The organism is Rickettsia conorii str. Malish 7, from assembly GCF_000007025.1.
Taxonomy (GTDB): Bacteria; Pseudomonadota; Alphaproteobacteria; order Rickettsiales; family Rickettsiaceae; genus Rickettsia; species Rickettsia rickettsii.
Genome location: NC_003103.1, coordinates 1137598 through 1153073, shown reverse-complemented (window position 1 = coordinate 1153073; position 15476 = coordinate 1137598). Strand labels below are relative to the sequence as shown.

The window sequence follows — 15476 nt, the reverse complement described above, 5'->3', positions numbered from 1 at the left end:
CATGTATAAATCTCTTCTTTTTTGTTTAAAAATTTTTGTCTTCCTTATTTTAGTAGGTTGCGGGATTACTGCTTATATAATATACCACTATTCACGTGATTTGCCTGATTACTCACAGCTTGCACGTTATTATCCGCCGTCGGTAACGCGTATTTATTCCCGTGACGGCAAATTAATGGAGGAGTACGCTTTTGAACGTCGTGTATTTGTACCGATTAATAGCGTACCGAGTTCGCTAATAGAAAGTTTTATTGCAGCTGAGGATAAGAATTTCTATAACCATCCCGGCGTTGATTTGTTTGGAATAGTTAGAGCGGCATTTTTAAACATATCTAATTATTTACATCATAGGCGTATGGAAGGAGCGTCTACCATTACTCAGCAAGTGGTTAAAAATTTTCTGCTAACTAACGAAGTTTCTCTTGAACGTAAGATTAAAGAAGCGATTCTTTCTTATATGATTTCAAGAGTATTTACTAAGGATCAAATTTTAGAATTATATCTTAATCAAACATTTTTTGGTCGTGGTGCATACGGTGTTGCGGTAGCTGCACAAAATTATTTTAATAAATCCGTAGAGGAACTTACTATTGCAGAATCAGCTTTTATTGCGGCACTGCCTAAAGCTCCTTCCGAACTTAATCCTGAGAGAAATTATGCTAGAGTAAAAGCTCGTCGTGATTACGTAATAACACGTATGTTTGAAGATGGTTATATAACAAGAGACGCTGCGAAAGAAGCTATGGATAGCCCGATAGTTTTACGTAAACGAGCTAAGGAAGAAACTGTTACGGCAGATTATTATGCTGCACAGGTCAGAGAAGAAGTAATTAGGATGTTAAATAGTAAGGAAGTATTTTATACCGGAGGTCTTACTATCATTACTTCTTTAGATGCAAAGATGCAGCAATTAGCTGAAAACTCTCTAAGAAAAGGTCTAAGGGAGTTTGATAGAAGGTGTGGTTTTAGAAAGCCTATAGCTAATATTTCTCTTGATAATTGGCAAGGAGAGCTAAAAAAACTACCGACTCCTCCATCGCTTTTAGAGTATAAATTAGCTGTAGTTCTAGATGTAGCCGATAATCATGTAGAGATTGGACTTATAGACGGCAGCAAATCTAAGATGCCTATTGCTGAAATGAAATGGGCAAGAAGTAATTTTAAATCAGTTAAGACCTTGCTTAAAAAAGGTGATGTGATAGTGGTTGAGGCTATAAAAGAGGGGTATGCTCTTCGTCAGATTCCTGAAGTAAACGGTGCTATTATGGTTATGAACCCAAATACCGGACAGGTACTTGCAAGCGTCGGCGGTTATGATTTTTCCACAAGTAAATTTGATAGAGTAACTCAAGCACTGCGTCAACCCGGTTCTTTGAGTAAAACCTTTGTTTATTTAGCAGCTCTTGAAAACGGTGTTAAGCCGAATCAGATTTTTAATGATGGACCTATTGAGATTTCGCAAGGTCCAGGGATGCCTAGTTGGCGTCCTAAAAATTATGAGGGTAAGTTTTTAGGTGAAATCACTATGCGTACTGGTCTTGAAAAATCTCGTAATCTTATAACCGTAAGAGTTGCAACTGCCGTAGGACTTACAAAAATCGTTGATATAATTAAGCGTTTCGGTATTAATAATGAACCAAAAAAAGTTTACTCTATGGTACTTGGTTCCATTGAAACCACACTTAGCAGAATGACTAATGCTTATGCAATTATTGCTAACGGCGGTAAAAAAGTTGAGCCTCATTTTGTAGAATTAATTAAAGATCGTAACGGTAAAATTATTTATAGGCGAGATGATAGAGAATGTCTTGCTTGTAATGTTTCGGATAGTAATTTAGATACCGCAATATTAGAAATACCGAAAGAATATATCTATAGAGTTACGGATGAAGCTAGTGATTATCAAATTACTTCGTTTTTAACCGGAGCAATAGATAGAGGTACCGGTTATGCTGCGAAGAAGTTAGGGAAAATTATCGGTGGAAAAACCGGTACTAGTAACGATAGTAAAGATACATGGTTTGTAGGTTTTACACCCAAAATAGTAGTCGGCAGTTATGTGGGTTATGATACACCGAAAGAGCTTGGAAAAAGAGCAACAGGCTCAAACGTAGTATTACCGATTTTTATTGATTTTATGAGTAATGCTTATAAGGATAAGCCATCGCTGCCTTTCAAAGTTCCAGATTCAATTAAGCTAATCGCCGTAGATAGCGCAACTGGTAAAATTACACCAGGCGGTACTGTTATAGAAGCATTTAAAGTAAATAATGTTCAGATGCTTGAGAATGAAGATATGATTGATAATCAAGATAATAATGATATTTTTGATTATGTACCGAGTAAGGAAGATCAATCGCAGGAAATTTACTAAATTGTATAATTAGTTTAAGCCGATGTCATTCCCTGTTCTCTATGTCATGCAACAAAACCACCTATTTTTATTTGAACCTATGAAAAAAATTATTTTATATCTCACTGCCCTAATATCACTTACTATAACTTTTATAATTCAAGCGGATTGTTTTTTAGTTAATGAAAATTATAAAACAAGAAGGTAATTGTGAGTCTCGTTATGCTCCATGCTCAACATTTAAAATTGCTATAAGTTTAATGGGTTATGATGATGGGTTTTTAATTGATGAAACTCATCCAAAATTACCTGTTAAAGAAGGATATGCTGACTATCTTGAAGTTTGGAAACAATCCCAAACACCTAAAGATTGGATGAAGAATAGCTGTGTTTGGTATTCTCAGATTATTACTAAAGAATTAGGTATGGAAAAATTTCGTGATTATGTAACATAATGTGATTATGGTAATCGTGATATTTCAGGAGGAGATAAAGGAAGGAATAACGGTTTAACTAATTCATGGCTTTCTAGTTCTTTAGAAATTTCACCGTAAGAACAATTAGCTTTTCTTCAGAAACTAGCAGAGAATAAATTGCCTGTAAGTGTTCAAGCCCAAGAAATGACTAAAAATATTTTGTTTATTGAAGATTTTGTAGATTGTTGGAAGCGTTACGGTAAAACAGGCAGTGGTAATAAACTTAGCCAAGATAGAACTGTAAAGTTAAAGGATCGTAAAATCGGATGGTTTATAGGTTGGCTACAAAAAAATGACAGAACAGTTTTCTTTGTACATTTCATTGAAAATAATAAAAATTATGATTCTTATGCAGGGCAACGTTCTAAAGAAGCAGCGAAAGAAAAGCTAAAAGAATTGATAAATCAAGAATTGAAATAAATCTCAATTTTTATTTTCGAGGAACAACCAACAGTGAATTTGCTATTGGTTGTTGATTAAAAAGCAATACTCTAGGTTATCTATACTAAAGTACCTTCTTCTTCATAGGAGACTCTGGTCATATCTACCACAGTATGATCATTATCAAGTAGAGTGTTATTTTCAGTAGTAACATCTTCATTAATTTCAGCAGCAAGTTTTTCAGCTTCAATTTCATCAATATATTGTTTTAATTTAGCGTTTGTTGCGTTTTTATTTCTAACATACCAAGTTACCCCTACACCTATTATAACAGCTATGGAGGCAACTACAGCTGTGCCAATGCTTATATGTTGAGCAATCAAGGAATTATCGTTATCACTCTCGTCAAACATATTTTCTTGAGAGTTGTAAGTTGTATTGAAAACAGTATTAGTAAGGTTTGCTACGGTGTTATTAATTAAATTTATTCCCGTTTTAGTCTAACTTTCGGTGTTATCGGAAAAGATTGATTCAGAAATTTCGGCAGTAGAGCTTGTTATTGTGTTATTAATCGGATTAGCTGCTATTTCAGATAAGTCTTTTGTTATGAGTTCTAATAAGTTTTCTATTGTGTTAGTACCTTGAGTAGTGCTAGATATCTGGTTAGATATTAAATCCTTTATTTCTGAAGAAATTCCATTTAAATTATTTCCTTTAAGTACCTCAAATATTTTGCATCCTTTACTATAACCTATAGTAGTAGGGTTATTAGTTGCTGCAGTATTAAGTATATACTCAATAGTAGGGTTTTAAATTTTAGTATAATTTTGTGGATCAAAATAATAACGAAATTTTTCTTGACATATTTTCATCAATGCTGCCTCATACATAAAAGTATTATCACCTTGTTTTTTTTTATTAATATATAATCTCGTATATCGTCTCCATTATCATTAACTGCGGTAATAATAGCCTCGTCTATAGTTAGTTAACGCTTTCTTTATTTTGAAAAACCCTCTAAATATTAGGTTCATGATATCGTTATTTAATAATTCAATTCTTTTGCTATACTCCATCGCTGCCATATTGTTTTTAGGACAATTCGATACAATTAAATTTTTTGTAGTAGGATCTATATAATAATTTTCTCCGTTATATCCTATTTGAAGCATATTATATTCTTGATCTCCAATTGTTGCTCTTGCTGTTGTAGTAATTCTTGCCACAGTGGTTAAAAATGAAGTTAATTGATGTATCATTTTGCTATTCCTTTGGATTTTTAAAATTGAAGGGCATAATCAGCAGTACTTATTTGATAGTCAAGAAATTATTAACAAAAATTAATAATTAATATATAATCATTGCAATTAGGTGAAATTATATAAATTTCAATATCACTTGAAGTATCTAAAGAAATGTTATAAAGTCAAAAAGTTCATAGAAATTTAAGGGTATTATGCAAGTAGTAAAAGCTTTAGAACACATTTTAGCAGATAGCTATGCTTTATATTTTAAAACACAAAATTATCATTAGAATGTAGAAGGAGCAGAGTTTAGAAGTCTACATTTATTATTTGAGGGGCAGTATGAAGATTTAGCTGAAAGTTTAGATGAGCTTGCTGAAAGAATAAGAAGTTTAAATGCTAAAGTTCCCGCATTATCAGATTTAATAAAACTTGCATCTATAGATGAGGCAAATCTAAACGCAACGGCAAATGAAATGCTGAAAAGTCTAACAAAAGATCAAGATATTATTAGAGATACATTATATAAGGGACTCAAAGTAGCACAAGCAGAGGGCGATGAGGGTACAGCCGATATGATTATTGGACGAATTAAGGTGCATGAAAAGAATAGATGGATGCTGAAGAGTAGTATACTCTAGTGTCATTTCCATTTTCGTCATTGCAAGCGACTGAAAGGAGCGTAGCAATCTCAGGAGATAGTGTATGATTCCTGAGATTGCTGCGTCGATGCTGTGCATCTCCTCGCAATGACGTTAATGTGCATAACAAACTAACAAAATAAAAATAAAATGGAACAATATGATGTAGCCGTTATAGGCGGTGGTCCAGGTGGATATGTTGCAGCAATTAGAGCAGCACAATTAAAGAAAAAAGTTGTATTAATAGAAAAAGAGCATTTGGGTGGGGTATGTCTTAATTGGGGGTGTATACCGACTAAATCCCTGCTTAAATCTGCTGAGGTTTTTGAATATATAAAACATGCTAAAGATTATGGAATTGATGCTAAAGGTGCTGAAATCAACATTAAGAAAATAGTCGAACGCTCAAGAGAGATTTCAAATAAGCTTGCAGGCGGTGTTAAGTTACTACTGAAAAAAAACAAAGTGACCGTGATAGACGGAGTAGCAAGTCTTGCAGGAAATAAGGTAATAAATATAAATGATAAACCTATAGTAAAAGCAGGAAATATTATTATAGCTACCGGCGCAAGATCTAGGGTTTTAAAAGGCTTTAAGCCTGACGGTAAACAAATTTGGACTTCTAAAGAAGCTATGATACCGCAGCATGTGCCGAAATCTATGATTATTGTCGGCTCAGGTGCAATCGGTATAGAATTCGCTTCGTTTTATAATAGTATTGGTGTGGATGTTACCGTAATTGAGGCTCATAATAGAATATTGCCTGCTGAAGATATGGAAATTAGCGGAATCGCTCGTAAGAACTTTGAGAAGAAAGGTATAAAAATTATTACAAATGCTAAGTTAATTAAGCAAACAAAATCAAAAGATAAGATAGAAGTTGAGTTAGAGTTAGCAGATAAAACACAAAAATTACAAGCTGAAATTTTACTTATGGCAGTAGGTATTACAGCTAATACGGAAAATTTAGGTCTTGAGAAAACAAAAATTAAAGTAGAAAACGGCTATATAACTACTAACGGGTTAATGCAAACTGCGGCATCAGGAATTTATGCTATAGGCGATGTAGCAGGAGTGCCTTGTTTAGCTCATAAAGCAAGCCATGAAGGTATTATTGCAGCGGAAAGCATAGCGGGCTTAAAACCGCATACTATTAATAAACATAATATTCCTGGTTGCACTTATTCTTCGCCGCAAATAGCAAGCGTCGGTTTGACTGAAGAAGCAGCAACAACCTTAGGTTATGAACTTAAAATAGGCAGATTTCCTTTTATAGCTAACGGTAAGGCTTTAGTAAGCGGTGATAGCGATGGCTTAATTAAAACTATATTTGATGCTAAGACGGGTGAGTTGCTTGGAGCTCATATGATAGGTTCGGAAGTTACGGAATTAATACAAGGATATGTGGTTTCAAAAAATTTAGAAGGAACGGAGTTGGATTTAATTAACACTATCTTCCCGCATCCGACTTTATCGGAAATGATGCATGAATCAGTATTCTCTGCTTATGATAGGGCAATACATATATAATACTTGATGAACTTCAAAAATTGGCTACGTCGTCTTATAAGAGCTGTGGTGCTCACGTATTAAGTATATGCTCCGCTCCTTGCCTTATAGACTCCTTGCTCTTGTTGAAGTTGATCTTCGTATATACGTTTCATTTTACTTCGGAGATATAAATTAAGAAAATGAACAAAGGTAATTTAATCAAGAATTATGCAGTAGCGTTATTAAATAACGCTATGGTTGATAATATACAAGATAAGATCTTTGAAGAAATTACTTCTATAAACCGTATAATTACCGATAATTTTGATATTAGAGAGTTCCTATTTTCTCCTATAGTAAATAAGAACGACAAAATTAACGCAGTCAATTCATTAGCAAAAAATATCAAAATTAGCACAATAGTACAAAATTTTTTATTGTTATTGGTAAAAAATTCTCGTACTGCTATTTTATCTAATATAGTAGATGCTTATAATACTTTACTATATGAAAGTAAAAACATAAAGATAGTTCAGGTTATTTCTGCAAATAAATTACAACCTAAAGAGCAGGAGTGGATTAAATCTCGTATAGAAAAAGAATTAAATCAAACAACAGAAATATTATTTGATATAGATAATACTATTATTGGCGGTATTATAATTAAATATGATAGTATGTTGCAAGATTACTCAATAAAAGGTAGTTTAGAGAAAATAAAGAAAGCTTTAAAGATAGTTAATATTGCTGTATAGATATTTATATAGTCATTGCGAGGAAATTACGAAGTAATTGACAAAGCAGTCTCAGGATATTTTATAAGATTGCCATGAGGCCTACGGCTGCTCGCAATGACGACTCGGTATCCACACGGGCAATGCTCGTTCGCAATGACAAGAAAATTAGGAGACATAAACCACATGAAACTAAAGCCTATTGAAGTAGCTGAAATATTACAAAAGGAAATAGCTAATATTAATTGCTTAAGTGAGCTTGAGGAAGTAGGGCAGGTAATAACCGTCGGTGACGGTATAGCCCAAATTTACGGTCTTGCTAATGTAAAATCCGGTGAAGTAGTAGAATTTAAATCCGGTGTTAAGGGCCTTGTTTTAAACTTGGAAAACGATAGTGTTGGTGCTGTAATTATGGGGGATGATAACCAAGTACAGCAAGGTGATAATGTCAAAAGAACTAAAGCAGTTTTAGAAGTACCGGTAGGAAAAGCTTTGCTTGGTCGTGTTGTTGATGCTCTAGGTAATCCTATTGACGGCAAAGGCGATATTGCAAGTAAAGAGTACAGACATATCGAGATGAAGGCTCCGGGGATAATAGAAAGAACGAGCGTGAGTGAACCCGTACAAACCGGAATAAAGGCTATAGATTCGTTAATCCCAATAGGTAGAGGACAAAGAGAGTTAATAATCGGTGATAGGCAAACTGGAAAAACGGCTATAGCCGTTGATACTATTATTAATCAAAAACAAGCTCATTCACTTACTAATGAAAGTGATAAAATTTATTGTATTTATGTAGCTATTGGGCAGAAAAGATCAAGTGTTGCACAAATAGTAAAAAAACTAGAAGATGCCGGAGCCATGGACTATACACTTATTGTTTCGGCTACTGCTTCGGAAGCTGCAGCTCTTCAATTCATTGCCCCTTATTCTGCCTGTAGTATGGGCGAATATTTTCGTGATAACGGCATGCACGCACTTATTATTTATGATGATTTAAGTAAGCATGCCGTTGCATATAGACAAATCTCATTATTACTTAGAAGACCTCCCGGGCGAGAAGCCTATCCCGGCGACGTGTTCTACCTGCATTCAAGGTTGCTTGAGCGTGCTGCTAAAATGTCAGAGGAAAAAGGCAGCGGTTCACTTACTGCTCTTCCTATAATCGAAACGCAGGCAGGTGACGTATCCGCATATATCCCAACAAATGTTATTTCGATTACCGACGGTCAAATTTTCTTAGAAAGTGAGCTATTTTATAAAGGCGTAAGACCTGCCGTTAATGTCGGTATTTCGGTAAGTCGTGTTGGTTCTGCAGCACAAATAAAGGCTATGAAGCAGGTAGCAGGTTCGGTAAAGCTAGAGCTTGCTCAATTTAGAGAGCTTGAGTCTTTCTCGCAATTTGGATCAGATTTAGACCCTGCCACTAAAGCACAAATCGATCACGGTAAAAGATTAGTTGAGATATTAAAACAAGCTCAATATCATCCTTTTCCGGTAGAAGAACAAATAGTAAGTATTTATGTCGGAACTAAGAAATATTTAAATGATGTCCCGCTTCAGAAAGTAAAAGAATTTGAAGATAAAATGCTTACGGAGATAAGGTTAAATAAAAAAGATATTTTGGAATCAATAAAAAACGAGCAACGTATAACCGAAGAAACCGAGCAGAAACTGAAAGCATTTTTAGAAAATTTCGTTAAGGAATTTGTTAAATAAGATGATGTTGTTTTTGTGTGGATACTAAATCGTCATTGCGAGTGACTGAAAGGAGCGTGGCAATCTCAGGATATTTGATGAGATTGCAACAAAGCTTCGTTCCTCGCAATGACATAAAAATACTAAATAAATATGTCAAATTTAAAGCAGTTAAGAACTAGAATTAAAAGCGTTAAATCTACACAAAAGATTACTAAAGCAATGCAACTAGTATCAGCTTCTAAAATGGCAAAAATAAAGAGTCAAATAGCCAATTCAAATTTTTATATTGAGGCTGTTAGTAAAATGATGTCTGCTATATTATCAATTGATATGTATGAGTTATCTATAGAAGAGCAGAAATTTTTTAATACCGTGCCAAATAAAGCAAATTTATTGATAGTTATGACATCACAGCGTGGTTTATGCGGAACGTTTAATTACAGTATAATTAAGCAAGTTAAGAATGATATTAAAGAGTTAGAAAATAAAGGCGAACAAATAAAGCTTATCATTATTGGAAAAAAAGGTTACGAAGCACTAAAAAGGCAATATGTAAATTATATTGATAGTTATTTTGAGTTACCCAAAATTCATGATGAAAATCTGATGCTACAAGTAAAACAAAAAATTATGTCGGCAGTAGAAAATCTAGAAGTTAGTAATTGTGTTATATATTTTAATAAATTTAAGAACGCAATGACTCAAATTATGACTAGACAACAGATTTTACCAGTAGCAAAATATCAGGATGATTCTATGATAGATAATCCTATAGTTAATTTAGTCGGATTCGGATACAAGGAACGAGGAGTGAAGCCTATAAATAATAGGAGAGCGACGAGTGACATAGTAGGCGAGTCCAAATCAATTGACTATAATTATGAATATGAGGGAGAAAGTCTCATTTCTAATCTAATTAATTTATATGTGAATTCCCAAATAAATTATGCTTTACTACAAAGTAGAGCAAGTGAGGAGGGAGCTAGAATGACCGCTATGGAAAATGCAACAAATAATGCTAATGATTTAATAAGCAAGTTAGTTTTAAAGCTAAATAGATCAAGACAGGCTATTATTACTACGGAATTAATAGAGATTATAGCCGGTTCAGAAGTGGTTTAGATATACTCGTTTAATTTGAAAAATTGGCGTCGTTGTTTCATATTTTTTGATCCTCACGTACTAGTATATACGCTGTCAAAAAATATGAAACGCCTTGCTCTTTTCCACATTAAACTGCGTCTATCTGTTCTTCATTTTATTTGTATTATATTTTTTAACAAAAGAAAAAATCATGACAAAAAATATTGGAAAAATTACTCAGATTATTTCAGCGGTGGTGGATGTAAAATTTACGAATAACGGTGAGTTACCGAAAATTTTAAATGCTCTAGAGTGCTATAACGATAAACAAAGGATAGTCCTGGAAGTAGCACAACATATAGGTGATGATACAGTGCGTTGTATTGCTATGGATTCTATGGAAGGGTTAGTGCGGGGCGTAGAAGTAATAGATACAGGCAGTCCTATTCGTATTCCTGTAGGTACTGAGACGCTTGGGCGTATTATGAATGTTGTAGGTGAGCCGATTGACGGTAAAGGAGACATTAAAAGCTCAAATATTTCTTCTATATATAAGCCTGCTCCTGATTTTACCCATCAGTCAACCGAGTGTAATATATTAGTAACTGGTATTAAAGTTATTGATTTACTTGCTCCTTATACTAAAGGCGGTAAAATAGGACTATTCGGTGGTGCAGGAGTCGGTAAAACCGTGCTTATAATGGAGCTTATTAATAACGTAGCTAAAGCACACGGCGGTTATACGGTATTTGCAGGAGTTGGTGAGAGAACTAGAGAAGGTAATGATCTTTACCATGAAATGATTGACTCGGGTGTTATTAACCTTGCAGAGCCTGAAAAGTCAAAAGTAGCTTTAGTTTATGGACAAATGAACGAGCCGCCGGGAGCAAGGGCAAGAGTTGCGTTAAGCGGTCTGACCATTGCAGAGAGTTTTAGAGATATGAATGAAGGGCAAGATGTTTTGTTTTTTGTAGATAATATTTTCCGTTTTACTCAAGCAGGTTCTGAAGTATCGGCGTTACTCGGTAGGATTCCGTCAGCGGTAGGGTATCAGCCTACTCTTGCAACCGATATGGGTGAGCTACAAGAGCGTATCACCTCTACTAAGTACGGCTCAATAACTTCCGTGCAGGCTATATATGTACCGGCGGATGATTTAACTGATCCTGCTCCTGCTACTTCTTTTGCACATTTAGATGCTACAACGGTACTTAGCCGTCAGATAGCTGAGTTTGGGATTTATCCGGCAGTTGATCCGTTAGATAGTAATTCGCAGGTACTTGATCCGATGATTGTCGGTGAAGAACATTATAGTGTAGCAAGACAAGTGCAGCAGGTTTTACAAACTTATAAATCGTTGCAGGATATTATCACTATTTTAGGTATGGATGAGCTATCCGAAGAAGATAAACTAACCGTGGCACGTGCTAGAAAAATACAGCGTTTCTTATCGCAGCCTTTCCATGTCGCTGAAGTATTTACCGGAGCTGCAGGCAAATTTGTTAATCTAGCCGATACTATCGCAGGCTTTAAAGGACTTGTAGAGGGTAAATACGATGATTTACCGGAAGCTGCTTTTTATATGGTCGGAACTATAGACGAGGCTATAGAGAAGGCGCAGACGTTGAAGTGACGTTGATGTCATTCCCGCGTAGGCGGGAATGACGTAGTAATTTTACTATATTATTCTATGAACGCAACAATTCTAGTCAAAATAATTACTCCTTTAAGTATTGCATTGGAAAAGCAAGCTAAAATGGTAACAATGTCGGGTGAGGAGGGGATGTTTGGAGTGCTGCCGAGTCACGTTCCGATGATTGTTAGTTTAAAAGCCGGTTTAGTGCAGGTTTATATAGATGATATGCATAAATCCGAAAACACTTATCTTATTTCCGGCGGTGTAACCGAAGTAACGGCAAATTATATTAATATAGCTACGGAAACGGCTATTAACGTTACGAATTTAAGTGAAGTGGAAATAGCAACTAAGCTTCTCGATCTTCAAAAAACTTTATCAGATCAACATTAATTTGTTTGAAAAATCTACGTTTTGGGATAAGGTTATTTTAATGTCATTGCAAGGCTTTTTTCCGTCATTGCGAGGAGCGAGAAGCGACGCGGCAATCTTGTCAAACTTCCTGAGATTGCCACGCAGTTCTACGGCTGCTCGCAATGACGATGTTTATTCCACATAATCAAGTGAGAAACAAATGTCAAAAGTACATAATTCGGAATATATACAAGAGTTATCAGTCGATAATACTTCATACAAAATTTACGATATAAATAAAGCGGCAAGCGATATAGATCTTCCCTTAAAAAAGCTTCCATATAGTTTAAGAGTATTATTTGAGAATGTATTACGTTCTAATGGTTCAAAGCAAAGCTTACTTGTATTTAAAGAATGGCTAAAAACTAAAAAATCTGATGCGGAAATAGATTTTATGCCGGCAAGAGTTTTGATGCAGGACTTTACCGGTGTGCCTGCTATTGTAGATTTGGCGGCTATGCGTGATGCGATGAAGAAAATAGGAGGTGATCCGTTAAAAATTAACCCGCTTATTCCTGTTGATTTGGTAATAGACCATTCCGTAAGCGTTGATTCTTATGCAGCTAAGGATTCATTCAATAAAAATGTTCAAATGGAAATGAAACGTAATATAGAGCGTTATGCATTTCTTAAATGGGGGCAGCAAGCATTTAATAATTTTAAAGTAGTGCCGCCGGGTACGGGTATTTGTCATCAGGTAAATTTAGAATATTTAGCAAAAGTCGTGTGGCATAAAGACGGCACCCTTTATCCTGATAGTTTAGTTGGAACGGATAGCCATACAACTATGGTAAACGGTTTATCGGTGCTTGGTTGGGGAGTCGGCGGAATAGAGGCAGAAGCTGCCATGCTAGGTCAACCTCTTACTATGATTCTGCCGGAGGTAATTGGGGTAAAACTAACAGGAAAATTAACAGGTATAGCTACCGCAACCGATTTAGTTTTAACCGTTACCGAGATGTTGCGGAAAAAGAAAGTAGTAGGTAAATTTGTCGAGTTTTTCGGTGAGGGTCTTAAAAACCTAATGATTGCCGATCGTGCTACTATTTCTAATATGTCGCCTGAATACGGTGCTACTTGCGGCTTTTTCCCGATTGATCAAGAAACTATAAAATATCTAGAGCTAACAGGTAGAGAAAAAACGCAAATCAGATTAGTAGAGCAATACGCAACCGAGCAGAATCTTTGGTATGATTTTGAACATGCGGTAGAATATACTGAGGTTTTAGAGCTAGATTTATCTATGGTACATGGTTCACTTGCCGGTCCAAAACGTCCGCAAGATCGAGTAAACTTAAATGATGTAGCAAGTAATTTTAAATATGAATTACCGAATTTTGCTTTAGACAATAAAGACATTGATAAAAAATATGCCGTAGCAAATCAGAATTACGAAATTGGTAACGGCGATGTGGTAATTGCAGCAATTACTAGCTGTACTAATACTTCTAATCCTTCGGTTATGATTGGTGCAGCACTTCTTGCTAAAAAAGCACTAGAACACGGGTTAAAGGTAAAACCTTGGGTTAAAACTTCTCTTGCTCCTGGTTCAAAAGTCGTAACGGAATATTTGAAGCTTAGTGGTCTTGATAAATATTTAGATGAATTAGGGTTTAATCTAGTAGGTTACGGCTGCACTACTTGCATCGGTAATTCCGGACCTCTAAATCCAGAAATAGAGGAAACTATTAATAAAAACGGGCTAGTTGTTGCTTCTGTTTTATCTGGTAATAGGAATTTTGAAGGGCGCATTAATCCGCTTACTAAAGCAAGCTATCTCGGCTCGCCTATTTTAGTTGTAGCATATGCACTTAGCGGCACTCTTAATATAGATCTAACAAATATGCCCATAGGAGAAAATATTTATTTAAAAGATCTTTGGCCAAGCAAAGAAGAGATAGATGAAGTTATTGCAAATTCAATTAATTCCTCTATGTTTATAGAAAAATATTCTGATATATTTAGCGGAACGAAAGAGTGGAAAGATTTACAGGTTACTAATAGTTCTACTTATAACTGGAATAAGAATAGTACCTATATTAATAATCCGCCTTATTTTAAGGATATAGGCAGCAAGAATAATATACAAGATATAAAATCTGCAAAAATTCTAGCAATTCTCGGTGATTCTATTACTACCGATCATATTTCGCCGGCAGGTAGTATTAGTAAAACCAGCCCTGCTGCTAAATATTTAACGGACCATCATATAGAGCCTCTAGATTTCAACTCTTACGGATCACGTAGAGGAAATCATGAAGTAATGATGCGTGGCACATTTGCTAATATTCGTATAAAAAATGAGATGTGTAAAGGTGTAGAAGGCGGGTTTACCATAAACCAGTTAAACGGCACGCAGCAAACTATCTACGATGCAGCTATGGACTACAAAGCTCATGATGTATCGGTAGTGATTTTTGCAGGTAAAGAATATGGCAGCGGCTCATCTAGAGACTGGGCAGCAAAAGGACCTGGGTTGCTTGGTGTAAAGGCAGTGATTGCCGAGAGCTTTGAGCGAATACATCGCTCAAATTTAGTAGGTATGGGTATTTTACCGCTAACTTTTACCGGCAATAATACAAGATTAGATTTAAAGTTAGACGGTTCAGAAACTATTGACATTACAGGCTTAAGCGAGAATATAAGCTCTTATCATCCTGTTAAATGCGTGATAAAAAAACAAACCGGTGCAATAAGAACAATCGATTTAATATTGCAAATATTTACGGATAATGAGATAAATTATATAAAGCACGGCAGTATTATGCATTTTGTGGTAGAGAGTTTGAAGGGGTAGTTTTCTGGTATCGTCATTGCGAGGAAATTGCGTAGCAATTGTACGTACGTAATCTTGGGAGTTTGTTATTATTTTATGAGATTGCCACGCAGCCTACGGCTGCTCGCAATGACAGCTCAGATAGCCATGCAACAACGCCACATGGGAACGACATAAAGAGGTAAAAATATGGACAAGCATCTTAAAGAATATACCGAGAGTGGTAAGAAAAATTTAATAGTGGTATATATATTATATTTATGCGGGATCGTAGCTCCGATATTGCCGTTAATCGGGGTATTTTTTGCATATCTTAACAAAGATAAAGGCGATAACTTTGCAATTAGTCATTACGTGTTTTTATTTCGTACTTTTTGCATTGGGGTTCTTGGGTGGATTGTATGTTTTATATTTACGTTTATCATGATTGGAGTAGTACTATACGTTATACTCGCTGTTTGGTATATACTTCGTGTTGCCATCGGTTTTAAATATATGATAGAAGACAAAGCATACCCAAACCCTATGACTTATTGGATAAAATAA

The 15476-nt window shown here is 35.2% G+C and carries 14 protein-coding genes and 1 pseudogene; 13 read left to right on the top strand and 2 right to left on the bottom strand.

What is annotated here, in order from left to right:
* The first annotated feature begins 1 nt into the window (after window position 1).
* The 3 genes from RC_RS06160 to RC_RS10555 all read left to right on the top strand — a co-directional run bounded on the left by RC_RS06160 (window position 2) and on the right by RC_RS10555 (window position 3249).
* Window positions 2-2374, top strand: coding sequence for a penicillin-binding protein 1A (locus RC_RS06160; protein WP_010977809.1), 2373 nt, complete (start codon window positions 2-4; stop codon window positions 2372-2374).
* A gap of 161 nt (window positions 2375-2535) precedes the next feature.
* Window positions 2536-2808 (top strand): penicillin-binding transpeptidase domain-containing protein, encoded by a 273-nt coding sequence (locus RC_RS10560; protein ID WP_010977808.1) that lies wholly within the window; start codon window positions 2536-2538, stop codon window positions 2806-2808.
* A 165-nt stretch (window positions 2809-2973) separates the two neighbouring features.
* A complete protein-coding gene (locus RC_RS10555) occupies window positions 2974-3249 on the top strand; it encodes a penicillin-binding transpeptidase domain-containing protein (RefSeq protein ID WP_016830978.1) in 276 nt (91 codons plus the stop codon).
* Between the two features lie 80 nt (window positions 3250-3329).
* Here the strand turns inward: RC_RS10555 and RC_RS06145 are convergent, their stop codons facing one another.
* Window positions 3330-3623: a hypothetical protein gene (locus RC_RS06145; protein WP_010977806.1), complete on the bottom strand. Its 294-nt coding sequence runs from the start codon at window positions 3621-3623 to the stop codon at window positions 3330-3332.
* A gap of 97 nt (window positions 3624-3720) precedes the next feature.
* On the opposite strand from RC_RS06145, the gene RC_RS10885 reads away from it, so the two are divergent.
* Window positions 3721-3855: a hypothetical protein gene (locus RC_RS10885; RefSeq protein ID WP_016830976.1), complete on the top strand. Its 135-nt coding sequence runs from the start codon at window positions 3721-3723 to the stop codon at window positions 3853-3855.
* A gap of 308 nt (window positions 3856-4163) precedes the next feature.
* On the opposite strand, the gene RC_RS06140 is transcribed toward RC_RS10885, so the two are convergent.
* Entirely contained in the window at window positions 4164-4469 is a 306-nt protein-coding gene (locus RC_RS06140) for a hypothetical protein (RefSeq protein WP_010977805.1), read from the bottom strand.
* 197 nt (window positions 4470-4666) lie between these two features.
* On the opposite strand from RC_RS06140, the pseudogene RC_RS06135 reads away from it, so the two are divergent.
* The 9 genes and pseudogenes from RC_RS06135 to RC_RS06095 all read left to right on the top strand — a co-directional run bounded on the left by RC_RS06135 (window position 4667) and on the right by RC_RS06095 (window position 15476).
* A pseudogene (locus tag RC_RS06135) lies at window positions 4667-5095 on the top strand (Dps family protein).
* A 150-nt stretch (window positions 5096-5245) separates the two neighbouring features.
* Entirely contained in the window at window positions 5246-6625 is a 1380-nt protein-coding gene (gene lpdA / locus RC_RS06130; RefSeq protein ID WP_010977804.1) for a dihydrolipoyl dehydrogenase, read from the top strand.
* A 161-nt stretch (window positions 6626-6786) separates the two neighbouring features.
* Window positions 6787-7341, top strand: coding sequence for an ATP synthase F1 subunit delta (gene atpH, locus RC_RS06125; protein ID WP_010977803.1), 555 nt, complete (start codon window positions 6787-6789; stop codon window positions 7339-7341).
* 165 nt (window positions 7342-7506) lie between these two features.
* Complete coding sequence (gene atpA, locus RC_RS06120; RefSeq protein WP_010977802.1) at window positions 7507-9039, top strand: F0F1 ATP synthase subunit alpha; 1533 nt, start codon at window positions 7507-7509, stop codon at window positions 9037-9039.
* Window positions 9040-9171: 132 nt separating this feature from the next.
* Window positions 9172-10143, top strand: a complete 972-nt coding sequence (atpG, locus tag RC_RS06115) for an ATP synthase F1 subunit gamma (protein ID WP_010977801.1) — start codon at window positions 9172-9174, stop codon at window positions 10141-10143.
* Window positions 10144-10315: 172 nt separating this feature from the next.
* Window positions 10316-11737: a F0F1 ATP synthase subunit beta gene (atpD, locus tag RC_RS06110; protein WP_041471750.1), complete on the top strand. Its 1422-nt coding sequence runs from the start codon at window positions 10316-10318 to the stop codon at window positions 11735-11737.
* A gap of 57 nt (window positions 11738-11794) precedes the next feature.
* Window positions 11795-12133: a F0F1 ATP synthase subunit epsilon gene (locus tag RC_RS06105; protein ID WP_010977799.1), complete on the top strand. Its 339-nt coding sequence runs from the start codon at window positions 11795-11797 to the stop codon at window positions 12131-12133.
* Between the two features lie 181 nt (window positions 12134-12314).
* Window positions 12315-14951 carry an aconitate hydratase AcnA gene (acnA, locus tag RC_RS06100; protein ID WP_010977798.1) on the top strand — a complete coding sequence of 879 codons (2637 nt, stop codon included), beginning with the start codon at window positions 12315-12317 and terminating at the stop codon, window positions 14949-14951.
* Window positions 14952-15119: 168 nt separating this feature from the next.
* Window positions 15120-15476, top strand: a complete 357-nt coding sequence (locus RC_RS06095; protein ID WP_010977797.1) for a DUF4870 family protein — start codon at window positions 15120-15122, stop codon at window positions 15474-15476.